This is a genomic window from Longicatena caecimuris (assembly GCF_004341945.1).
GTDB lineage: Bacteria > Bacillota_I > Bacilli_A > Erysipelotrichales > Erysipelotrichaceae > Longicatena > Longicatena caecimuris.
In genome coordinates, this window is the sequence record NZ_SMBP01000001.1 from 71,936 (window position 1) to 93,679 (window position 21,744).

Here is a 21,744-nt window from a genome sequence, read left to right on the forward strand (position 1 = left end):
GCAAAAATAGAACTCAAAGGGATAACACCGGAGTTCTATTTTTTTGCGTGAAAATTACGATAGTGATAATGAAATAATGAATCTTAAAGAAACCTGTGATATCCAAAGATACATCGTATTTCTAATGATCCCTGCAATTCACAAAGAACTTTTAATTTTGCAGAATAGGCAATTCCATACCATCATCACAGGGTGAATATGGTATAATGATACCTATGAGAGAGGAGTTTTATCATGGACGCCGCATATATTCAAACAAAAATAAAACAATTAACAGAACAATTCACACGGATGCAACAGCAATCGCATCAATTTTCGATTATAAGATTGCTGGAAGTAGCATTGTTTGTATTCTGCTTTTATAAGGGGTATCAAGATACAGGATGGCTATGGTATGGAGGCTGTGGCCTTGTTTTATGTATGTTTTTTCTAACTGTTTATAAACATACGGAAATAAAAAGCACGATGGAAGATACGCAGCTGCTAAAGGAAGCATATGAAGATATCGTAAAACGAAAAGGGAATGATTGGAAAAACTTCTTGGATGAGGGCAGTGATTTTCTTACTGAAAAAACCACACAGGCATACGATTTAGATATCTTTGGCAAGGCTAGCTTATTTCAGTATCTTAGCGTTGCGAAAACCGAAGAAGGCAGAGCTGCTTTAGCTGCTGCATTCAGCTGGCAATTCGTTGCTAAAGAAACGATTTTAAAACGCCAAGAAGCGGTGAAGGAGTGCGTGCAACAGGAAGCATTCACAATGGAAATGGTTCAGTTGTTAAAGTTATTTGAAAAGCATGGGCGAAAACGAAAAAAACGCCTGTTAGATAAATTTTACGCGGATTTACAAAAAGCAAGCAAACCACAATCGCTCTTAGCTCATTTGTTATCTTATGGTTTGCCTTGTATCACTTTATTAGGATTGATCGGAATGGCTTTTTTAGGTAAAAGTTATCTACTGTTTAGTGTTGGTTTTACACTATCGTTATGTGTATCACTTTTGGCTACGCTATCGCATGGCGAACAACTGGCAACAGTTGGAAAGATGCAAGAGCTGATGAAGGATTATGAACGTATGATCAAAAGAATGCAGGAAACAAGCTTTCATAGTGCGTATCTTTTAGAATTGCAGCAACGTTTACAAGATGCCAAGCAAGGCATGAACCACCTGAATATCTTATTAGGGTTTGTCCAGGCACGTAATAATTTTATTATGAATATTTTATTGAACGGTTGTTTCTTGTTAGATTTTCACTGTGCCAGAGCTTATCACAACTGGCGGCAGAAATATGGCATTCATGTAGAAACATGGCTAAAAGCGATTGGTCAGATGGAAATGCTGGTATCCCTTGCGCAATTGTCTTATGCCAAAGATACGGTGACATTTCCTACACTGCTTGTACAAGAACAGCCATCCTTTACTATGGAGGGCATGCACCATCCGTTATTACAAGAGCAGGAAGCAGTCAAAAATAACTTTGCTGCGAAAGATGGTTCTTATGTAATTACGGGTAGTAATATGTCAGGAAAGACGACGTTTTTACGAACGATTGGGATGAACATGATCTTATTACATGCCGGGGCTATGGTATGTGCAAAAACTTGTAGCTCTGCTATCGTACATGTATATACAAGTATGCGAGTACAAGATGATGTTAGTGAAGGGATTTCGACCTTTTATGCAGAAATCTTGCGCATTAAGGAAATGATGGATGCCAGCAAGACAAAAGAGCCTATGCTGGTGTTAATTGATGAAATCTTTAAAGGCACCAATAGCGCAGATCGTATTCAGTGTGCTATTCAAGCGATCAAACGATTGCATCAGCCTTGGATCATCACCATGGTGTCTACACATGATTTTGAATTATGTGACTTAGAAAACAATAATCAAATACAGGCAAAGAATTATCATTTCTCAGAGTATTATGAAAAGGATCGTATCTGTTTTGATTATACTTTGAAACAAGGACGCTGTCAGACAACAAATGCAAAGCAATTAATGAAGCTGGCAGGCTTTTGGGAGGATGAGCAATGAAAACACTGGTATTAGCAGAAAAACCATCGGTTGGTAAAGAATTGGGGCGTGTCTTAGGTTGTACGATGGCCAAAGATGGCTATATGGAAAATAAACAATATGTGGTCACCTGGGCTTTTGGGCATCTGGTGGAGTTAGCAGATCCTAGTGAATATGATAAACGTTATGAAACTTGGGATATGCAAGATCTGCCAATGTTACCGGAGAAGATGAAACTTAAGGTTATTTCACAAACGGCTCGTCAATACCGATTGGTGAAGACATTGTTGCAACGTAAGGATGTGACACAGATCATCATTGCGACTGATGCGGGTAGAGAAGGCGAATTGGTTGCTCGTTGGATCATAGATAAGGCCAATTGTCATAAGCCGATGCAACGTTTATGGATATCTTCGCAGACGGATAAAGCAATCAAAGAAGGTTTTGCCCATCTGCGTCCTGCAAAGGAATTTGAGCCCTTATATAAAAGTGCGGTATGTCGGGCAGAGGCTGATTGGCTGGTTGGGTTAAATGTTACCAGAGCATTGACCTGCAAATACAATGCACAGCTGTCTGCCGGACGTGTCCAGACACCAACACTAGCGATGATTGTTGCGCGTGAAGAAGAAATTCGCCACTTTCAGCCGAAGGAATTTGCAACCATCAAAGTAGAACTGGATGGCTTTGTCATGGAATATCGAAAGCAAGGGCAGGCGGCCTTATTTGATTTGGCATTGGCCGAGCAATTGCAACATTCCTTAGCCCATGGGAATATCACCATTGATAAAGTAGAATGCAGCAGCAAGAAGGAATTGCCGCCACAGCTTTATGATCTGACGGAATTGCAACGTGATGCTAATAAACGTTTTGGTTTTAGTGCAAAATATACGTTAAATCTCATGCAAAGCTTATATGAAACGCATAAAGTATTAACCTATCCACGGAGTGATTCTCGTTATTTATCCGCAGATATCGTTCCTACATTAAAAGAGCGTTTGCAAGCGATTGCCATTGATGCCTATGAGCCATTTGCGCATATGATCTTAAAAAAGGGAATCAAGGTAAACAAGCGTATTGTGGATGATAGCAAGGTGAGTGATCATCATGCCATCATTCCAACAGAAGAATATGTTGAGCTGCAGCGTTTGAGTCATGATGAACGTTGTATCTATGATTTGGTTATTCGCCGCTTTTTAGCGGTTTTATCCGATGTGTGCCTATATGAAAAGACACGCATTGAAGGATCTTGCAATAAACATCATTTCTTTGCGAGCGGGAAGATCATGAAGCAGGCAGGCTGGCGCAGTTTATATCAGCGTAATGATGTTTTCGATGAGGAAGAGGAAGAAGAAATACAAAGTCTGCCAATCGTAAAACAAGGGCAGAACTATGCGATACGCCAAGTCATCAAACAGAAATCATTTACAAAACCACCGCTTCGTTATACTGAAGCAAGTTTGCTGTCAGCAATGGAACATCCTGCAAAATTTATTCACAATGCAAAATGGAAACAAGTGTTAGAAGATGCCAATGGTATCGGTACGGTAGCTACTCGTGCGGATATCATTGAAAAGCTCTTTCATGTAAATTATATTGAAAAAAGAGGGAATACCATTTATCCTTTAAGCAAGGGTATCCAATTGATCAACCTTGTTCCAGAACAATTGCGTTCGCCTTTGTTAACGGCACAATGGGAGGATAAGCTGACAAAGATCAGTCAACAGCAATTAAAGCCACAGCAGTTCATGAAAGAGATGAGAAGCTATGCGGCAAGTTTGGTAGAAGCGGTGAAACAAAGCGAAGCCAGTTATCGCCACGATAATATGACACAGAAAAAGTGTCCGGAATGTGGCAATTATTTGTTGGAAGTAAATGGGAAGCGTGGAAAACGCTTGGTTTGCAGCAATCCTGCATGCAAGTATAAACAAAATCTTACCTTAAACAGCAATGCCCGTTGTCCTAACTGTCATAAGAAATTGACGGTAGTCGGAGAAAAAGAAAAACGCTTATATACGTGTACTTGTGGTTTCCGTGAGAAATTTGATCGTTTTAATGAACAGTTGAAACAAAAAAACAATAAAGCAGGGAAGCAGGAGCTGAAAGCGTATATGCGTAAACAGGAACAGGCAGTGAAACAAGAAAAAAGTGCGTTTCAATTAGCTTGGGAAGCGGCATTAAAAAAATAGATTGGATAGGAGGAATAGCATATGTTTGAAGTGGAAGATCCAGTATTTGATATCGTACCTGCCATCATCGGGATTATATTTGTTATTGTCATTGGTATTTTTGTGGTGGCAATTGTTCGTGGTATTGCACAATGGCAGCGTAATAATCATGCAGAACAAGAATCGCATCGAGCATGTATTGTCACAAAACGCATAGATGTAGATCATTATGGCAATGGTGATAATGTTTCATCAAGTACAACAACTTACTACGTCACTTTTGAATTAGAAAATGGCGAGCGTAGAGAATTTCGCGTGTCTGGTAAATTGTATGGACAACTTGCGGAAAAAGATCAAGGTGAATTACAATTTCAGGGTACGCGCTTCTTAAGTTTTCAGCGTAATGTTTGATGAAGGTGAGCGTAATCACTTGCCTCTTTCAAATATCCAAAAAGAAGATTGCACAACTATGTTTATAATAGTATGCAATCTTCTTTTTTAGCTATAAGGATGCTTTTTTTGAAACTTAGTATAGTTAGGAAAAATGTATAGCGGCAAATTGTACAGCAACAATGGTTTTTCCATCTTCAATCTCTCCGGTTTCAACCATATCCAAAGCTTCTTTTATTGGTATCCATAAAACTTCAATATCTTCATCTTCATCCATAGGTGCGGGATTTTCCACCTGTGTTAACTGATCTGTCCAATACAGATATATTTTTTCATTACAAAATCCAGGAGTAGAATACAAGGTACATAGTTGATGCAATAAAGGGCTAGTAAGCCCGCTTTCTTCTTCCAATTCCCGCAAGCCACAAGTATAAGGATCTTCACCTTTTTCTAATTTACCAGCAGGTACTTCTAAGGTGTGTTTACCAATTGCGTAACGATATTGTTTTACAAAAAGGATCTTATCCTCTTTGATGGCTAAAACACCAACACCACCATGATGATGGATGATGTCGCGTTCATAGACACATCCTTTTATTTCTACTTCATCTTTTGTAACGGTAAAGATAGTACCTTCATAAAGGGTTTTCGAAGATCGTTTTTTTTGCATGATTTTCTCCAATCTCTCACACGAATGTGAGACTATTATAATATGTAAAAAGTTGCTTTCTTATCTTTTCTCAACTACATTATACCTTTTCTTCACAAAGAAACCCATAAGAAATAGCAAAAAAGGAAACCAAAGCATTTCCTTATTTAATCCACCTGGACACAATTTTTACTATGTTTCGCTTTATAAAGCTGAATATCGGCAGCCTCTATGGCATCCATTGCCTCTTGTATTGCGGATATTCCACCAATGCTAACCGATAACTTAATGCTAGGATAATCTTGTAGACGAATATTTTCTACTGCCTTGCGAATACTTTCTAACTTTTGAATGAATCCTGTTTTATTCATATGTTGAAACAAAATCAAAAATTCATCTCCACCATATCGTATCAAAGAGTCATCTTCTACTAATAGGGAGGATATGGTCGTCACAATATTGCATAGGGAATCGTCACCGGCTTTATGTCCATACGTATCGTTAATATTTTTAAAATCATCAACATCTAGCATGGCTATGGAAAACTCTTTCGATAGCCCACTTAACTGTTCTTCATAATAGCGTCGATTGTATACACCAGTTAAAGGATCCGTATACAGTTTACGGTTATAACGATTAATGGTTTCTACAAATTCATTGTTTCCATACGCAGAGAACAAAGCCTCATCCGTTATAAGCGTAACCATTTCTAACACATAGGCTATCTTATCAATTTCCGTATACATAGCTATTACATGATACACTTCATTATCAATAAATTCAAATTTTGTCATACGTCCACGATGGATAAAAGCTTTCGCTGAAATACAATTTTCACAGCGACGTTTCTTCTTCCAGACATTGTAACAATGGTATGGATGGCCTATAAATTGCCCATCTTCAGCAAAGGTATATTCCTGCATCATGCGCACATCGACAAAACGTACGATGTCAAATACTAAATTTAATTGAGTCACTAAAGCTCTTGCTTCATCCATTGTCATATAATCACCATTTTTATATACGATACATCATAAAGAAATTATGAGCATACCACTTTGTAATATTATAGCATTTTCTTTATATGGTGTCATAGTTTTTTTACCGTTTTATAAAAAAATATATAACAAATCAGCTTTTACTAAGAGGCACATTTTTCTGAATGCTGATGGCTAATTGTTGTGCTAACTTTTGTTGCCCATCTTCGCTGCATACATAGGCTGCATCGTTTTGATCAGTAAGAAAACCATATTCAATCAGCATGGCAGGTACTGTATTGTTATCAATGACATACAGGGGAGAAGAAGCTGTTGTTTTAATGCCGCGATCATTAGTATAGGCCAATGAAGTAAGCGATGATTCTAAACGTGAAGCGATTTGTAAGATACGTTCGTTGTTGCCCTTTACATAAATTTCAAAGCCATTTGCTCCATCATTATTTTCACTTGCATTCATATGGATAGATATGTAATAGTCGGCATCTGCTTCTTGGGCAATCGCTACACGTGTAGCTAAATCATCTTTATTGTTGTTAGACCAACTTACTTCATCACTTGTACGTGTATAAACGACATGATAGCCATAGGAAGATAATAATGCTCCCGTTTTTAAAGCAATCGCTAAAGTAATATCTTTTTCATAAGTACCATCGTTAGCAATACATCCTGTATCATAACCACCATGGCCACTATCTAATACGATCGTTGTCTTTATATCTTCTTTTGCATGTATCGTTTCTTCATATTGTTCTATTCCCATGATCTCCATAACAAGATGTATATCCCCTAGGGAATATAGTGTTAAACATACTACACCTGTTATTGCCAAGGCAAATAGTGAAACAATTCTTTTTTTCATATCATAGCTCCTCCTTATGGTAAATAAGTCTTTGCCCTTTCATTATGATGGTAAAGATTGATTGGAAAATGGTCATATCGTGAAGATTGACTGAAGTGTTCTTGAAATGTTTAGAATGAGAATTCTTCATGGTTTCCGAATGTGCTTTATACATAATGCAAGAAACGTTGTGCATACTAGCGTTATAAAGGAGGATGCATATGAATCAGAAAAAAATAAAAGATACGGCGAAAAAACATGCGCCAAAATCACATTATGTGAAAAACGAAGTGATTGCTTTTCTCAGCGGTGGAGCTTTGGCAATCGCTGCTCAATTCGTTATGATGGCATATCAAACACTATTGGGCGTTGATGAAAAAACAGCTATTTCGATGACCGTAGTAACGGTAATCTTAATTACTGCGATTTTAACTGGTTTGGGTATTTATGATAAATTTGCCCAGGTTTGTGGAGCAGGTTTATTTATTCCTATTTCCGGGTTTGCGAATTCTTTAACTGCTTGTGCTTTAGAAGGAAAAAGTGAAGGACTAATTTATGGTATTGGATCCAATATGTTTAAGCTTGCCGGTTCTGTATTAACATATGGCATTGCCTCAGCCTTTGTATTTGGGATGATTCGTTTTATCTTATTTGGAGGATAATGATGGCAATTATTCAATTTCATGATGTCTATGTGACATCACGCTCTGCCGTAGGTGGCCCTGTTGAGGCAAAAGGTCCATTAGCAGAGCAGTTTGATAAATGTTATGAAGATACCTACTGTGGTGAAGATTGCTTTGAAAAAGCAGAACGTCGTTTATTATATGACGCAAGTGATATTGCTTTACGAAAAGCGCAGCTCCAAGTTTCTGATTTGGATGTGCTGGTAGGTGGCGATTTATTGAATCAGTTAATGAGCTCGCATTATTTTGCGAAAGATCTTCAAGTACCTTTTATTGGTATGTATGCAGCATGTGCTACAAGTTCATTGGTCATTGGCACTGCGGCCATGTGGATAGAACATCATATGGCATCTCATGCAATGGCTTTTACCAGCTCACATACAGCTGCAGCAGAACGTCAATTTCGCTTTCCTAATGAATATGGCATACAGAAAAAAGATACGACAACGACAACTGTCTGTGGCGCCGGTGCTATTGTCTTAGGCACAAAGCCATCGAACATCAAAGTCACTGCTTTTGTTCCTGGTAAGATTGTTGATTGGAATCACACCGATGCGAATGATATGGGATTAGCGATGGCTCCAGCTGCTTATGATACGTTGACGACGTATTTAAAAGAGAGTAAGCAAAAGATTACCGATTTTGATCGCATTGTGACCGGTGATTTATCGCAAGTTGGCTTTGCGTTTCTAACGGACTTATTAACGCAGGAACAATATGAAATAGAAAATCGGTTATCTGATTGTGGATTGATGATCTATGATAATAGTAAACAGGATGTGTTTTGTGGTGGTAGTGGTTGCGCATGTAGCATGTGTGTATCTATGAGTGATTTGTTAAATCGTTTGGAACAAGGGGAATATCATCGTATCATGGTCTTAGCAACGGGTGCTTTATTATCACCCGTCGCTGTACAACAAAAAGGAACGATTCCCTGTATTGCTCATGGCATCGTTTACGAAAGGAGTGAATGATATGGTTTTTGTCTATGCCTTTTTAGTCTGTGGCGGTATTTCATTAGCAGGACAACTTTTATATGATCATACCAAATTAACGGCCGGACATATCACTTCTTTATTTGTGGCTATCGGAGCAGCTTTGGACACCTTTGGTATTTATGATTGGCTGTTAAAGGTTGCTGGTATGGGGGCAAGTCTTCCTATTACTAGTTTTGGACATAGTTTGATTCATGGGGCATTAGCACAGGCCCAAAAAGAAGGACTGCTCGGTATTTTACTTGGCATGTTTGATTTAACTGCTGCCGGTATCACGAGTGGTATTTTGTTTGCTTTCTTTGTAGCCATTTTGTGCAAACCAAAATCATGAAGGAACAGCTACAAGCACGCCTACAACAGTTAACGATAGAGTTGTCTGATTCCTTTGATGTTGTAAAACGGCATTTGCAGATTGAAGGACATGATGCGATCTTGCTTTTTCTTTCTTCTTTATCGGATAGTCAACTGATTTCCAATCTGGTAGAAGGCTTGACGATAACGGCAACTAACCATGTGGAACTGACCTTTTATCCTGGCTCGGTGGAAAAGGTGAAGGACCCCAAAAAAGCAGTAATTAACATGCTTAGTGGGCAATGCTTAGTATTGTTGGATAGTTCTCAATATTATTTTTGCATTGAAACAAGACATTATCCATCGCGTAGCAATGCAGAACCAAGTGTTGAAAGAAGCGTGCGCGGAGCACATGATGGTTTTGTTGAAAATGTCATTTTAAATGTCGGCCTAATACGTCGGCGCATCCGTGATCCTCGCCTTAGTGTCATTATGCATAAAGAAGGAGTAAAAACACGCACAGATGTTGCTTATGTGTATATCAAACATCTAGTAGATCCAGATGTGCTCAGCGATTTTGAAACACGAATGAAACAATTGAGTGAAACAGAAATTTTAAGTGAGCGTAATTTGGTTGAACAGTTATATGGAAAAACTTTAAATCCATATCCACATGTTCGCTATACAGAACGTCCGGATATCTGTGCTATTCACTTATTGCAAGGATATTTGGTTGCCTTGGTGGATAATGCGCCGACAGCCGTTATTTTACCTACCACCTTTTTTGAACAAACGAAACAAATTGAAGAGTATACACAAACGACTATTGTCGCATCTTTTACACGTATCCTACGCCTGATTGGCATTCTGTTTTCCTTATACTTGTTGCCATTATGGATAGCCCTTGTCATAGATCAAAATCCAACCATGCTGCACTTACCTATGAAAAATGTACACTTATTTACATTTGGCTTTCAAATTATTTTGGCAGATATTGTGGTGGAATGGATACGGCAATCGCTCATCCATACACCGACGATCTTATCGAGCATCATGAGCTTTATCGCTGTTTTTGTATTAGGGGATATGGCAATAGAGCTAGGTGCCTATACCAAAGAAATTCTAATTATGGTGGCGTTGTGTAACATTGGCAATCTGTTAACTCCATCTTATGAGTTATCATTGGCTAATAAAGTATTTCGTATTTTTATTGGCGCATTAGCTTTATTCTTTGGACAAACTGGCTTCTGTTTCGGGGTATTTCTACATATTGTCGTTTTAATGTCTACGAAAACGATTAAATTTCCTTATTTATATCCATTGATACCATTCTCATATAAAGAATGTAGTCGTATCTTATTTGGTTCTCCGATTCGCGTAAATAAAGCGAGAAAAAAATAAATATGATATACTTAATTTGAGGTGAGCATGATGGAAATACGGGAAGTAATGTCAGGGGATGAAACGCCTGTATATGAATTGCTTTGTGAATTAGAAAATAAAGAGTTGAATAAGGCTTTATTTATGAAAGGATTTGCGATGCAACGCAAGGACAGAAGTATGAAGGCATGGGTCTTAACAAATGATGAAGAAATTATTGGTTATGTATCTTTACGGATACTCTATCATTTACATCATTGTGCCAACATCGCTATGATAGAAGAACTCATCGTCAAAAAAGATAAACAACGGCAGGGGTATGGCAGTACATTGTTTGCACAGGCGCTTGCGTTCGCAAAACAGCAGTCTTGTATACAGTTAGAACTTTCTAGCAAACAATCGCGCAAGTATGCACATCATTTTTATAAGCAACAGGGGATGGATTGCGATCATCTTAAATTCAGTGTTAATATCAGTTGAAAAAATGATGCGATATACATGAAAGTGGCTGAAATCGTTAAGTGATTTCAGCTTTTTAATCGCTATTACAAATTTTTATGGAAGGTGTAATGTGTAGGATGAAATGCTATTTTGATATATTTCCATAACCCAATTAAGACAGAAAGGGTTGCTTATCCATGATCTAATTGCTTAATTGCTAAGGATAATGGCGTTAAAAAAGAATATATTTTCATATTCATATGAAAAGTGATTTTTCACTTGCCATTCGACATAATGCTGGTAATCTTAAGCATATAAAAATAATTCTACTCATTCCGCTTTTTTTTTGATATAATTAAGCGCGAGGTGATTTCATGGCATTTACGATCATGATCGATCAGTTTGAAGGTCCTTTGGACTTAATGCTGCATCTGATCAAAGATAATAAATTGGATTTGTTTGATTTGGATATGAATATCTTAACAGATCAATATCTGCAATATTTAAATGCGATGGAATCCATGCATCTGGAAGTTGCCAGCGAGTATTTAGCTGAGTTAGCAGGACTTTTGGAGTATAAGAGTAAGAAACTATTGCCAAGGGAAAAAGTAGTGATTGAGGAAGAATATGAAGAGGATCAACGCGAAAAGCTAGTAAAACGTCTATTGGAATATCAGCGTTACAAAGAGGTAAGTGCTCAGTTTGAACAGAAATATGAAGAACGTCAGTTGATGATGAGCAAGCCGATAAGTGAAGAAACCAATAAATGGGTACATACGGTTACGGAAGCAGAAATTGATGGTAATCCTTATGATTTGATTAAGGCTATGAATCGTGTTTTAAGACGTATGGCATTATCACATCCTTTGGAAACCAGAATGACGGTGAAAGAGTTATCGCTGGATGAACGCGTCGTCCAAATTAAAAAACGGCTCCGTGATTTTGTTGGTAAAATGAGCTTTGAAGATTTATGTAGTGATTGTGACAGTTTGCATATGGTTATTGTGACCTTTTTATCAGTTTTGGATTTAATTAAACATAAAGAAATCACATTTACACTTGATGCGCAAGATGTAATTTGGATTATCAAAGGAGAAGTTGTATATGCATGAGCATTTGAAACCAATATTGGAAGGATTGTTGTTTCTGAGTGGAGATGAAGGCATAACGATGGAACAACTCTTAGATTGTCTAGAAGAAGTCAGTAAGGAAGAATTAGAAGAAACATTAGACACGATGATGAAAGCATATCTTGAGAACACACATGGTATAGAATTGGTACGCTTTGGTGGTGTATATAAATTTGTTTCAAAAGAGTCTATTCATCCATATGCGCAACGGCTATTTTCATCTACGAAAATGTCCACTTTATCTAGCGCGGCGTTAGAAACCTTGGCGATCGTGGCCTATAAGCAACCGATTACACGTGTTGAAATTGAAGAAATTCGTGGTGTCAATTGTGATATGATGGTACGTAAGTTGTTGGCGCGTAATCTGATTAAAGAATGTGGCCGAACAGATGCACCAGGTAGACCATTTCTCTATGAGGTAACAGAAGAATTTATGGATACCTTTAAGTTAGAAAGTTTAAAAGAATTGCCGGATCTTCCGGAATTCAAAGAAGAAAGAGATGAGGAATTGTTTGAATAATTTCTCTTTTTTACTGATTTTACCAATAAGCTTCCTATTTTTCCAGAAGGATTTACAGATAAAACACCTAAGTATATAGTAAAGACGTACCAAGAAAGGTATGAAAAAAGCTTATCACAGGAAGGGTTCATGAAACTGATGAGAGATATGTCGCACATAATAAAAAAACGATCATATACAAGATCAGCGCGTAGTGGCATCCTGTAAGAGCCAAGGGAAGCCGGTAAACGACAAAACTGATGATACTTAGAACTATGGATAAGGACATATGCGAAATAAGGAAGTCAGGAAATAAGGTAGTCGCAGATAACACAGGCTGTTGAAAATAAAGCTGAATGAGTGTGTAAAGAATGAGAAAATGGAAAACTCAAAAGGCTTTGTAAGTAAACAAACAAAGTACCTTGGAGTGTCATATCAAAGGAAATCGAAGAGAAACGATGGGATATGGCATAATAGAGAAAGGAGGAGCATGCGTGGCTCCTCTTTTCATGTGGTGATTAAGAAGGGTAAGATGAATGATTTTATACATTTATGCTGTCGATTTATAATTATCATCTAAAAAAGTCAAGTTTATATTTGTGGATTAGGTATGCTGACAGCATTCTTTATAGGGTAGTTATAGCAATGATTTTTATGACTATACGACGCTTTTTCGTTTTATGTTTAGCGAATTCTATTATCTAAGAAGAGCATGAAAAGCATCTGGTTAACATATACTTCAACAGGTGATGAGAATGAAAAAACTGCTCTGCTTTTTCTTGTGTCTGATAATCAACTTAGAAACTGTGCATGGGCAATCTTATTGTGTGATGAGTGATGCAGATAATACAGTCATAGAGGAAAAGGATATGCACAAGGTGCAAAGTGTTGCTAGCATATCGAAGGTGATGACAGCGATACTTGCATTAGAAAAAGGTGATTTAAATGCAACATGGAAAACCGGGAAGGAATTAAAACAGGCATATGGTTCCATGATTTATTTAAAGGAAGGACAACAGGTATCGCTGCGCTCGTTATTATATGGATTAATGCTTAGGAGTGGTAATGATGCAGCCTTAGAAATCGCTTTGCATATTGGTAAGACACAAAAAAAATTTGTCCAGATGATGAATGAAAAAGCAAAAGAAATCGGTATGCTAGATACACATTTCGCAAATCCCAGTGGTTTAGATGAAGAAGATGGTGGCAATTTGTCCAGTGCATATGACATGGCATTGCTGATGTCTTATGCTATGAAAAACCCTGCCTTTCGTGAAATAAGCGGAACCAAGTATTATACGAGTGAATGGAACTATCGCTGGCGCAATAAAAATAAACTCTTATTTGAATATCCTTTTGCTATCGCCGGGAAAACAGGATTTACGAAGAAAGCTGGAAGGACTTTGATCAGCGCAGCGAAGCATGAAAATGTTGAAAATGTCATCGTTACGCTTGGTATGGGAGATGACTTTACTTTTCATGAGCAAAAGCACACCAAAGTTTTCGATGAGATTAAGGTAATTCCTATCCTGGCCAAAGGAAAATATGTCATAGATCATAAACAAATCTGCATACCTGAGGATATCGCTGTTACCATTACTCAAAAGGAACAAGCAAAGCTTATGGTGAGCTCGCATTTTGAAGATAAAGAATTCATTATAGAAATACGTAATGGGAACAATCAGCAAGTCTATAATTTTCCCTATAAAAAAGTAAGACATAAGAAGGGTGGGCTTTTCTCATGAATGTCATATGGTTGTTGATTATCTGCATCACTGTTCTTTATTGCCTTTGCAATGGACGGGTGGATGTAATTAATGCGGTGTTTGTCAGCGTTGGAAAAGAAACATTTGATTTTGTTGTACCATTGTTATGTGTGACAGCATTTTGGAATGGTATGTTATATATTGCCAGAGATGCTAAAATTTTAGCGGCTTTAGAAAAATTGGCACATCCGATTTTAAAACGCTTATTTCCTGATTTAAAGAATGATGCCGAAACATTGGGATATGTTGCCAGCAATGTAATCGTGAATATGGTAGGCTTAGGTTCAGCAGCTACACCAATGGGTTTAAAAGCGATGCAAGGTATGCAACAACATAACCCCCATAAAGAAGAAGCCAGCCGTTCGATGGTAACGTTTCTGGTTTTAAATACAGCGGGTGTTACTTTATTAAGTACGACCATCATCGCCATGCGCTCCTCTTTCCATTCTTTAGATGTTACGGGATTTATGCCGTTCGCCATTCTTTCAACTTGCTTTGCCTCATTTGTAGGGCTATGCGTGGATAGGTGGTGGAATTATCGTGATTAACACTTCTTATATTCTTCCATTACTAGTTCTTTTCATCTGTGTAATCGCTTTGTTGCGTCGTGTAAATGCGTATCATTCATTTATTGAAGGTGTAAAAGATGGTATTTTTTTGTTTAGTGATATTTATCCTGCATTATTAGCAATGATGTGTGCTATTACTTTATTGCGAGAAAGTGGCTTAATGGAAGTTATTTGTAATGGGATTGCTACCTATATTGAAGGAATTCCTAAAGAGATATGGCCGATGGTCTTTTTTCGCCCGATTTCTGGTAATGCCTCTTTAGCAGTGCTTGTCGATATTTTTAAAACTTGTGGAGTTGATTCTTTACAAGGAATCATGGCGAGTATTATCCAAGGTTCTACAGATACAACATTTTATGTCATCACTTTATACTTTTCCAGTGTCGGCATTAAAAAAACAAAGAATGCATTGCCCATTGGGCTGCTTGCGGATGTTGCCGGCATTGCGATGGCGATTTTTTTAACAGTATGGTTTTTTGGCTGAGGCGGCGTGAAACGCTGTCTTTTCAAAGTGACAGATAACAAAATCTTTGTTAAAATACATAGGAAGGCGGTTAGGAAGTGAGCATATGGAGAAAGATTCGATTTTCACATATTTGACATGGCGTAAAGATCTGACGATGAGGCAAGATGCTTTTCGTAATTTAGATGCATTAGCTTTTTGTTGTTTATCGTATGTTCGCTTTGATGCGTTGTTAAATGAGACAAGCGCTCCACTGTCTTTACGGCAGGTAAATGAGGCCTATCAAAAATTACACATTGACTTACAACAAGCAAGGGTAGAAAATGATAAACGTATATTATCTGAGATGGCAGAAAGCAGATGATATGGAGAGGTTAAAATCTTTCGCTATGTATCACGCTTTGATGAACAGCAACAAAAACAATTTTGTGCGATGAGCTTTTTATTGGAAACAGGAGATATATGCATTGCTTTTCGTGGTACAGACAGCACATTGGTGGGCTGGAAAGAAGATTTTAATATGAGTTTTTTACCTGTGATACCTTCGCAGCACGATGCTTTGGAATACGTGGAGCAGATTAGCGAGCATTATAAGGGACGCTTATATATCTGCGGACATTCAAAAGGAGGCAATCTTGCTGTTTATGCCAGTGCCTTTGCCAATGAAGCACTGCAAGATCGTATTGCAGGGGTATACAATATGGATGGTCCTGGATTTGATAAGACAATCATAAAGCAGGCGTCTTTTCAACGCATTTTACCACGCATTTATACATATGTCCCACAATCGAGCGTTGTCGGTATGCTTTTACAGCATGAAGAAGCTTATCACGTCATACAAAGCAATCAATTGTCACTTTGGCAGCATGATCCATATTCTTGGCAATTAGAAGGTGCAGATTTCATTTATCTGCAATCTATAACGGCCTCCAGTGAACTCTTTGACCATGCTTTAAAACAATGGATGTCGCACATGGAAGATAGCCAGCGAGCATTGGCAGTGGATGCGATATATGATGTTTTATCACGAACCAATGCGAATACGATAAAAGATTTGTCTATTACCAACATAAAAAATATGCTGGTGATTTTAAAAGGTTTTAGTGAATTAGATGAGGATACGAGAAAGGTTCTTCAGGAAATGTTGATCAGCTTTTTTTCCAGTATGGTAAAAGTTATGGGAGATAATCTGCTGCGTATTAAACAAAATGAAAATAAAGCTTTGCAAAAATAAGGTTATCATGTAAAATAACTAGGAAGAAACGGACGGTGGTAGCATGGAACGCTTGCAGAAAGTAATTGCACAAGCTGGCATAGCCTCAAGAAGAAAAGCGGAAGAGATGATTGCACAGGGTAGAGTGTGTGTAAATGGGGATATTATCACAGAAATGGGATACAAAGTAAAACGCGGTGATGTAGTAGAAGTGGATGGAAATCCAATTGAAAAGGAAAATAAAGTTTATTTTTTAATGAACAAACCAAAAAAAACAATGTGCACCAGCAATGATGAGTTTGATCGTACGACCGTTATTGACTTGATTCCATGTAAAGAACGTATTTTTACGGTAGGGCGTCTGGATTATGATACAAGTGGTGTTTTACTTTTAACCAATGATGGAGAATTCGCTAATGAAATCATTCATCCACGCTATCATATGCCAAAGGTGTATAATCTGACAATTAACGGTATTTTGACACCGGAAGAAATGATCCAGATCAAAAAAGGTATTGTTTTAGATGATGGGAAAAAGACATTACCGGCGAAGCTTAAGCTGACAGAAAAGGATGTTGCCAAAAATCAATGTAGTTTTGATTTGACGATATATGAAGGAAGAAATCGCCAGATCAAACGAATGATGGAAGCATTGGGCTATGAGGTACGTCGTTTACACCGAAAAGAATTGGCCTTTTTAAAGTGCAGCGATTTACGCCAAGGAGAGTATCGTATATTAAAACCTTTCGAGGTGGCGCAGTTGCGCTCACTTGCCACGAAAGGAAAGATGAAGAGTCGATAAGCAGTGGATTCCACTGTTTTTTCATGAGCTTGAGTGAATAGGAATTGTAAGATTTAAAAAAATATTGTATTATTTATTAGTTATGAGGTGAGGTTATGCAGCAATACTTTTTACATAAACCGTTACAGGTACACGATCTTGTAGAGATGGAACCCGAACAAGCGCATCATATACAACATGTCATGCGCATGAAACCAGATGAAATTATTCGCTTAGCTGATGGAAAGGGGCATATGTATTATGCCCATGTGGTATTTCGTGATCATAAGGTTTTTGCATGTGTGGATGAAGAAATGGAAGATCACACCCGTACGCCTGTTGATATGATACTGGCACAAGGGCTGATTAAAAAAGAAAAATGGGATTTCTTATTACAAAAGAGTGCAGAATTAGGTGTACAGCGAATTATTCCTTTTACAAGCAGTCGGACCGTTGTGAAAACCAAAGATGAAAAAGTGGATAAAAAACGATTGCGTTGGAATAAAATCTTGCAAGAGGCTTGCGAACAATGCAAACGTTCAACACTTGTTGCGCTAGATTCACCAAAAAGTTTTGCTGAATTGATAAAAGCAAGTGAAGATGCCGATGTAAAGCTGATCGCCTATGAGCGTGCAGATGTAAAAAGTGCGCATGTCAAAGAAGTGCTGCAAAAATATCCGGCACCCCACAAGGTGTTTATCGTGGTAGGATGCGAAGGCGGATTCAGTGAAGATGAAGTTATTCAATTAGAAGAAGTTGGCTTTCATAGGGTATCTTTAGGTGCACGTATCCTGCGTGCGGAAACTGCCGCATTAAGTTTACTTGCCTGCATATCCTTCTTTTATGAAATGGCAGGTGATCATCATGAAAACACTGGAACAACTGGTAAATAAGAAATTTGATAAGAAACTGCTTGATTTTAAATCATATAAAAAGAAACTCGATAAAATGCGTGCTTTGGTGAAGGAATACAATATCCCATGTGTCTTGAAAAGTGACAGTGATTGTTTTTATGTGGAAATGTTATATCACTCCTTGCTGAACAAACGTAAATTTGAAGATGTCTTTTTTGATACGTATGTTCAAATGTTTGACTATTGGTATGATTTGACTTATATAGAACGAAAACAACAAATGAATTTGGAAATAGCAAAACAAAAAGAAGCATTAGAATATTTCACATATGAGGATAAAGAAATCTATATGCCGTGTTTCTCACCACGTTTTAATCATCTTTATACAGATGAAATTGTCTTGTTGGATTTGAAACAATATCATACGTTTATCCGTAATTGTGCAAACGAAGTAGTTCCACATATGTATGGTTATGAAAGCTATGCACACGGTTTTAGTAGCTGCGAGGTGTGTGCAACCGAAGGGCTCATGGATTATGTTTTATATCATCCATTGACAAAACGATTTTATGTGTATCGACAAGATGTTTGTGTATCTACCTTTTCATTAGATCCAAAGCAGAAAGAATGTCCTGCAGCTATGCGTTTTGAAATTGCGAAAGCACTATTAAAAAAAGATGAGGATGCATTATTCATGTTTTTGCTGGAATATCCAATCGTAAATGAACGATTTAAGAAAAAATTAAAAAAGTACCAGCATAAACGATTAAAGAAAAAAACGAAGGAGAAAGAATCATGACAACATTTGCGATTGCTACACTTGGCTGTAAGGTGAATACCTATGAGTCACAGGGATATGAGAGTGCTTTGCTGGCAAAGGGCTATCAACAAGTATCATTTAAGGAAAAAGCAGATGTCTATATCATTAATACATGTGCAGTGACAAACACGGCAGGTAGTAAGTCTCGTCAGAAAATACATCAAGCAAAAGCATTGAATCAAAATGCTTTGATTGCTGTTGTCGGCTGTTATGTACAGACCGCTAAAGAACAGTTAGAACAACAAGAACATGTTGATATTTTAATCGGTAGTGATGGCAAAAGAACATTGGCTGATCGTATTGAAAAAGCCTTGCAAGGAGAAAAACAGGTCAATGAAATACATGATGTTCGTGCTTTGCGCGTGTTTGAAGCTTTGCCGATTCAACATTTTGAACATCAGACGCGCGCTTTTCTAAAAATCCAAGATGGTTGCAACCAATTTTGCAGTTATTGTATCATTCCTTATGCCCGTGGGGCAGAACGTTCTTTACCAGAGAATGAAGTTATTAAGATTGCACAAGATTTATGTGCCAGCGGTCATCAGGAAATTGTTTTAAGCGGTATTCATACGGGTCGATATGGAAGAGACATAAATACGAATCTGACGCAGCTAATGAAACGGATGTGTAAAGAAGTAAAGGGATTGCGGCGCATTCGTATTTCCAGTATTGAAATGAATGAAATCAGTGATGAATTATTGACATTTATGCAAAAGGAACCCAAAATCGCGCGCCATTTGCATATCCCGATACAGTCTGCCAATAATGAAGTATTGAAGAACATGCATCGTCCTTACGATGTAGAATGGTTTAAAGAACGTGTGAAGTATATCCGCTCTCTTATGCCTGATATTAGTATTTCCAGCGATGTCATTGTAGGATTTCCTCAGGAAAGTGAAGAACAATTTGTTGATACAATGGAAAATATCAAACAGATGGAATTAAGCTTTTTGCATATCTTTCCTTATTCTCGTCGTGATCATACAGTGGCAGCAACAATGAGCGGGCATTTAGAAAATAAAATAAAGAAAGAACGTGCGGCAAGACTTGCGCAATGTTCAAAAGCGTTATATACTGCTTATAAACAGAAATTTGTAGGAAAAGAAGTGTCTGTATTATTTGAAAAAGAAAAAGATGGCATGCTCTTTGGACATACCAGTGAATATTTAGAGGTATATTGTTCAATGGATGTAAAAGCGCTGCATCAGATGAAACAGGTTGTCATCACTTCTTATATAGACGATAAGCTTATCGCCTGCGACGTCAAGGAGGTACCTCATGAAACTGTCTCTGCTATTTGAAAATGCACCGGATATTGAAATCGGCGGCTTATGTACGGATTCACGGAAAATTCAGCCGATGGATATGTATTTTTGCATGGATGGTATGACTTTTGACGGTCATCAATTTGTTGAAGAAGTTGTCGAGAAAGGTGCAGTATGCATCGTTCATGCGAAAGACATTGAAACCATGCACAAAGGAGTAGCCTATATAAAAGTCGAAAATGTAAATCGTACTTTAAATATGGTGGCTAGCAAATTTTATGGACACCCAAGTCATCAATTAACGGTATTTGGAGTGACCGGTACCAATGGAAAGAGTACGATTACTAGCATCATTAAAGATGTCTACTCACATTTTAAACCTTGTGGTTATATTGGAACGATTTCCATCAGTTATGGCGATGTCACGATGCCGCCCAGTCTAACTACACCAGATCCGATTTTAATACATCATTCCATGAAGGATATGGTTGATTATGGCATGCAGGCAGTTGCGCTGGAAGTCAGTTCGCATGGTTTAGAGATGGGGCGCGTACAAAGTGTTGATTTCGATGTAGCCGTATTTACGAATCTGACATACGATCATTTGGATTTCCATGGAACACTTGAAAACTATTTTGAAGCTAAGCACAAATTGTTTTTACAATTAAAGAGTGACGGTGTGGCCGTTATAAATGTAGATGATCCTTTTGCTAAACGAATGGTGGCTGGCTGTAAAGCACATATCGTATCTTATGGTGTGACGGCTGATGCCGATTATCGTGGTGATAATATCCATATTGGCACGAATGGATCAACCTTTGATTTGATTCATCATGGAGAAACCTATACAATTACGACCAATTTAGTCGCTATGTATAATATCTATAATCTGCTAGGAGCAATCGCGGCAATGTGTGAAAGCGGCGTTGCATTAAAAGAAATTGTTCCTTATTTATCTGAATTAACACAGGTAGATGGCCGTATGGAACGCATTGATGAGGGTCAGGCTTTCAATGTGATTGTAGATTTTGCTCATACGCCTGATGGAATGGAAAAGGTTTTTGAATTTGCCAATAGCATTACGCCGGATGGAAATGCAATTATCGCAGTATTTGGCTCCGCCGGTAAACGTGATACGAAAAAGCGTAAGGTGTTTGGGGAAATCGCTGATCGCTATTGCGATAGCATTATTCTAACGGAAGATGATCCACGAGATGAAAACCCAAGGGATATTGCAAATGAAATCAAAGGTGGTATCAAGGATACCAATAACATTTTTATCGAGGATCGTTATTCGGCTATTCGCCAGGCGATTGAAAGCGCAAATGTCAACGATACAGTACTTATCCTTGGAAAAGGGGATGAGGTTTTTATGTATCGTGAATTTGGACGAGAACCTTGGATTGGCGATCATATCGCTGCACGCCATGTGATTCGCAAACATTGTCTGGGATTAGAGGATGAACTAGAGAAGTGATGACATTTGTCTAAAAACAGCAGAATTTCGCAAGAGGAATCTATACATAAGACGGTATTTTCAC

Annotated in this window: 22 protein-coding genes and 1 pseudogene; 20 read left to right on the plus strand and 3 right to left on the minus strand. The window is 37.9% G+C overall.

Annotation, left to right across the window (positions count from 1 at the left end; translation table 11 throughout):
* Positions 1-234: 234 nt before the first annotated feature.
* From EDD61_RS00330 to EDD61_RS00340, 3 genes are read left to right on the plus strand one after another with little or no spacing between them, the layout of a single operon-like run.
* Positions 235-2,034: a MutS-related protein gene (locus EDD61_RS00330; RefSeq protein WP_132223180.1), complete on the plus strand. Its 1,800-nt coding sequence runs from the start codon at positions 235-237 to the stop codon at positions 2,032-2,034.
* Complete coding sequence (locus EDD61_RS00335; protein ID WP_132223183.1) at positions 2,031-4,199, plus strand: DNA topoisomerase III; 2,169 nt, start codon at positions 2,031-2,033, stop codon at positions 4,197-4,199. Before EDD61_RS00330 ends, EDD61_RS00335 begins: the two co-directional genes overlap by 4 nt.
* A 21-nt stretch (positions 4,200-4,220) precedes the next feature.
* Positions 4,221-4,589, plus strand: a complete 369-nt coding sequence (locus EDD61_RS00340; protein ID WP_132223186.1) for a DUF2500 domain-containing protein — start codon at positions 4,221-4,223, stop codon at positions 4,587-4,589.
* A gap of 124 nt (positions 4,590-4,713) precedes the next feature.
* Here EDD61_RS00340 and EDD61_RS00345 read toward each other — a convergent pair whose 3' ends face one another.
* The 3 genes from EDD61_RS00345 to EDD61_RS00355 all read right to left on the minus strand — a co-directional run bounded on the left by EDD61_RS00345 (position 4,714) and on the right by EDD61_RS00355 (position 7,074).
* The gene (locus EDD61_RS00345; RefSeq protein WP_008688349.1) at positions 4,714-5,238 is read right to left on the minus strand and encodes an NUDIX hydrolase; all 525 of its coding nucleotides are present in this window, start codon (positions 5,236-5,238) and stop codon (positions 4,714-4,716) included.
* A 146-nt stretch (positions 5,239-5,384) separates the two neighbouring features.
* Positions 5,385-6,221 carry a GGDEF domain-containing protein gene (locus EDD61_RS00350; RefSeq protein WP_008688351.1) on the minus strand — a complete coding sequence of 279 codons (837 nt, stop codon included), beginning with the start codon at positions 6,219-6,221 and terminating at the stop codon, positions 5,385-5,387.
* Positions 6,222-6,348: 127 nt separating this feature from the next.
* Positions 6,349-7,074, minus strand: a complete 726-nt coding sequence (locus EDD61_RS00355) for an N-acetylmuramoyl-L-alanine amidase family protein (protein WP_132223189.1) — start codon at positions 7,072-7,074, stop codon at positions 6,349-6,351.
* Between the two features lie 200 nt (positions 7,075-7,274).
* On the opposite strand from EDD61_RS00355, the gene EDD61_RS00360 reads away from it, so the two are divergent.
* The 17 genes and pseudogenes from EDD61_RS00360 (at position 7,275) to EDD61_RS00435 (ending at position 21,680) form a co-directional block, all read left to right on the plus strand.
* A complete protein-coding gene (locus tag EDD61_RS00360; protein ID WP_008688354.1) occupies positions 7,275-7,715 on the plus strand; it encodes a SpoVA/SpoVAEb family sporulation membrane protein in 441 nt (146 codons plus the stop codon).
* Positions 7,716-7,717: 2 nt separating this feature from the next.
* Positions 7,718-8,710 (plus strand): stage V sporulation protein AD, encoded by a 993-nt coding sequence (gene spoVAD / locus EDD61_RS00365; protein WP_132223192.1) that lies wholly within the window; start codon positions 7,718-7,720, stop codon positions 8,708-8,710.
* 1 nt (position 8,711) lies between these two features.
* Positions 8,712-9,062, plus strand: a complete 351-nt coding sequence (locus tag EDD61_RS00370; protein ID WP_008688358.1) for a SpoVA/SpoVAEb family sporulation membrane protein — start codon at positions 8,712-8,714, stop codon at positions 9,060-9,062.
* Positions 9,059-10,423 (plus strand): spore germination protein, encoded by a 1,365-nt coding sequence (locus tag EDD61_RS00375; protein WP_008978418.1) that lies wholly within the window; start codon positions 9,059-9,061, stop codon positions 10,421-10,423. Before EDD61_RS00370 ends, EDD61_RS00375 begins: the two co-directional genes overlap by 4 nt.
* A 30-nt stretch (positions 10,424-10,453) precedes the next feature.
* Positions 10,454-10,882 carry a GNAT family N-acetyltransferase gene (locus tag EDD61_RS00380; protein WP_008978417.1) on the plus strand — a complete coding sequence of 143 codons (429 nt, stop codon included), beginning with the start codon at positions 10,454-10,456 and terminating at the stop codon, positions 10,880-10,882.
* A gap of 335 nt (positions 10,883-11,217) precedes the next feature.
* Positions 11,218-11,955: a segregation and condensation protein A gene (locus EDD61_RS00385; protein ID WP_008688365.1), complete on the plus strand. Its 738-nt coding sequence runs from the start codon at positions 11,218-11,220 to the stop codon at positions 11,953-11,955.
* Complete coding sequence (gene scpB / locus EDD61_RS00390; protein ID WP_008688367.1) at positions 11,948-12,493, plus strand: SMC-Scp complex subunit ScpB; 546 nt, start codon at positions 11,948-11,950, stop codon at positions 12,491-12,493. Before EDD61_RS00385 ends, scpB begins: the two co-directional genes overlap by 8 nt.
* A 734-nt stretch (positions 12,494-13,227) precedes the next feature.
* Positions 13,228-14,217, plus strand: coding sequence for a D-alanyl-D-alanine carboxypeptidase family protein (locus tag EDD61_RS00395; RefSeq protein ID WP_119983360.1), 990 nt, complete (start codon positions 13,228-13,230; stop codon positions 14,215-14,217).
* On the plus strand, positions 14,214-14,786 hold the full coding sequence (locus EDD61_RS00400) for a spore maturation protein A (protein WP_008978415.1): 573 nt from the start codon (positions 14,214-14,216) through the stop codon (positions 14,784-14,786). Before EDD61_RS00395 ends, EDD61_RS00400 begins: the two co-directional genes overlap by 4 nt.
* Positions 14,779-15,291 (plus strand): spore maturation protein, encoded by a 513-nt coding sequence (locus EDD61_RS00405; RefSeq protein WP_008688372.1) that lies wholly within the window; start codon positions 14,779-14,781, stop codon positions 15,289-15,291. Before EDD61_RS00400 ends, EDD61_RS00405 begins: the two co-directional genes overlap by 8 nt.
* Positions 15,292-15,376: 85 nt before the next feature.
* Positions 15,377-15,634 (plus strand): hypothetical protein, encoded by a 258-nt coding sequence (locus EDD61_RS14015; protein ID WP_243642673.1) that lies wholly within the window; start codon positions 15,377-15,379, stop codon positions 15,632-15,634.
* A gap of 12 nt (positions 15,635-15,646) precedes the next feature.
* A pseudogene (locus tag EDD61_RS00410) lies at positions 15,647-16,504 on the plus strand (DUF2974 domain-containing protein); the annotation flags it as partial.
* 43 nt (positions 16,505-16,547) lie between these two features.
* Positions 16,548-17,285 carry a pseudouridine synthase gene (locus EDD61_RS00415; RefSeq protein WP_132223195.1) on the plus strand — a complete coding sequence of 246 codons (738 nt, stop codon included), beginning with the start codon at positions 16,548-16,550 and terminating at the stop codon, positions 17,283-17,285.
* Positions 17,286-17,380: 95 nt separating this feature from the next.
* Positions 17,381-18,157 carry a 16S rRNA (uracil(1498)-N(3))-methyltransferase gene (locus EDD61_RS00420; protein ID WP_008688379.1) on the plus strand — a complete coding sequence of 259 codons (777 nt, stop codon included), beginning with the start codon at positions 17,381-17,383 and terminating at the stop codon, positions 18,155-18,157.
* Positions 18,129-18,917 carry a hypothetical protein gene (locus EDD61_RS00425; RefSeq protein ID WP_008688380.1) on the plus strand — a complete coding sequence of 263 codons (789 nt, stop codon included), beginning with the start codon at positions 18,129-18,131 and terminating at the stop codon, positions 18,915-18,917. The genes EDD61_RS00420 and EDD61_RS00425 overlap by 29 nt, the downstream gene beginning before the upstream one ends.
* The gene (mtaB, locus tag EDD61_RS00430; RefSeq protein WP_132223198.1) at positions 18,914-20,239 is read left to right on the plus strand and encodes a tRNA (N(6)-L-threonylcarbamoyladenosine(37)-C(2))-methylthiotransferase MtaB; all 1,326 of its coding nucleotides are present in this window, start codon (positions 18,914-18,916) and stop codon (positions 20,237-20,239) included. The genes EDD61_RS00425 and mtaB overlap by 4 nt, the downstream gene beginning before the upstream one ends.
* The gene (locus EDD61_RS00435; RefSeq protein WP_008978411.1) at positions 20,217-21,680 is read left to right on the plus strand and encodes a UDP-N-acetylmuramoyl-L-alanyl-D-glutamate--2,6-diaminopimelate ligase; all 1,464 of its coding nucleotides are present in this window, start codon (positions 20,217-20,219) and stop codon (positions 21,678-21,680) included. Before mtaB ends, EDD61_RS00435 begins: the two co-directional genes overlap by 23 nt.
* Positions 21,681-21,744: the final 64 nt, after the last annotated feature.

Coding starts and splice junctions, on each gene's coding strand:
- EDD61_RS00380 (WP_008978417.1), top strand. CDS start 10,454: ATGGAAATACGGGAAGTAATGTCAGGGGATGAAACGCCTGTATATGAA.
- EDD61_RS00375 (WP_008978418.1), top strand. CDS start 9,059: ATGAAGGAACAGCTACAAGCACGCCTACAACAGTTAACGATAGAGTTG.
- EDD61_RS00350 (WP_008688351.1), bottom strand. CDS start 6,221: ATGACAATGGATGAAGCAAGAGCTTTAGTGACTCAATTAAATTTAGTA.
- EDD61_RS00360 (WP_008688354.1), top strand. CDS start 7,275: ATGAATCAGAAAAAAATAAAAGATACGGCGAAAAAACATGCGCCAAAA.
- EDD61_RS00330 (WP_132223180.1), top strand. CDS start 235: ATGGACGCCGCATATATTCAAACAAAAATAAAACAATTAACAGAACAA.
- EDD61_RS00425 (WP_008688380.1), top strand. CDS start 18,129: ATGAAAACACTGGAACAACTGGTAAATAAGAAATTTGATAAGAAACTG.
- EDD61_RS00345 (WP_008688349.1), bottom strand. CDS start 5,238: ATGCAAAAAAAACGATCTTCGAAAACCCTTTATGAAGGTACTATCTTT.
- EDD61_RS00420 (WP_008688379.1), top strand. CDS start 17,381: ATGCAGCAATACTTTTTACATAAACCGTTACAGGTACACGATCTTGTA.
- EDD61_RS14015 (WP_243642673.1), top strand. CDS start 15,377: ATGGAGAAAGATTCGATTTTCACATATTTGACATGGCGTAAAGATCTG.
- EDD61_RS00400 (WP_008978415.1), top strand. CDS start 14,214: ATGAATGTCATATGGTTGTTGATTATCTGCATCACTGTTCTTTATTGC.
- EDD61_RS00385 (WP_008688365.1), top strand. CDS start 11,218: ATGGCATTTACGATCATGATCGATCAGTTTGAAGGTCCTTTGGACTTA.
- EDD61_RS00395 (WP_119983360.1), top strand. CDS start 13,228: ATGAAAAAACTGCTCTGCTTTTTCTTGTGTCTGATAATCAACTTAGAA.
- EDD61_RS00370 (WP_008688358.1), top strand. CDS start 8,712: ATGGTTTTTGTCTATGCCTTTTTAGTCTGTGGCGGTATTTCATTAGCA.
- EDD61_RS00435 (WP_008978411.1), top strand. CDS start 20,217: ATGAAACTGTCTCTGCTATTTGAAAATGCACCGGATATTGAAATCGGC.
- mtaB (WP_132223198.1), top strand. CDS start 18,914: ATGACAACATTTGCGATTGCTACACTTGGCTGTAAGGTGAATACCTAT.
- EDD61_RS00335 (WP_132223183.1), top strand. CDS start 2,031: ATGAAAACACTGGTATTAGCAGAAAAACCATCGGTTGGTAAAGAATTG.
- spoVAD (WP_132223192.1), top strand. CDS start 7,718: ATGGCAATTATTCAATTTCATGATGTCTATGTGACATCACGCTCTGCC.
- EDD61_RS00355 (WP_132223189.1), bottom strand. CDS start 7,074: ATGAAAAAAAGAATTGTTTCACTATTTGCCTTGGCAATAACAGGTGTA.
- EDD61_RS00340 (WP_132223186.1), top strand. CDS start 4,221: ATGTTTGAAGTGGAAGATCCAGTATTTGATATCGTACCTGCCATCATC.
- scpB (WP_008688367.1), top strand. CDS start 11,948: ATGCATGAGCATTTGAAACCAATATTGGAAGGATTGTTGTTTCTGAGT.
- EDD61_RS00415 (WP_132223195.1), top strand. CDS start 16,548: ATGGAACGCTTGCAGAAAGTAATTGCACAAGCTGGCATAGCCTCAAGA.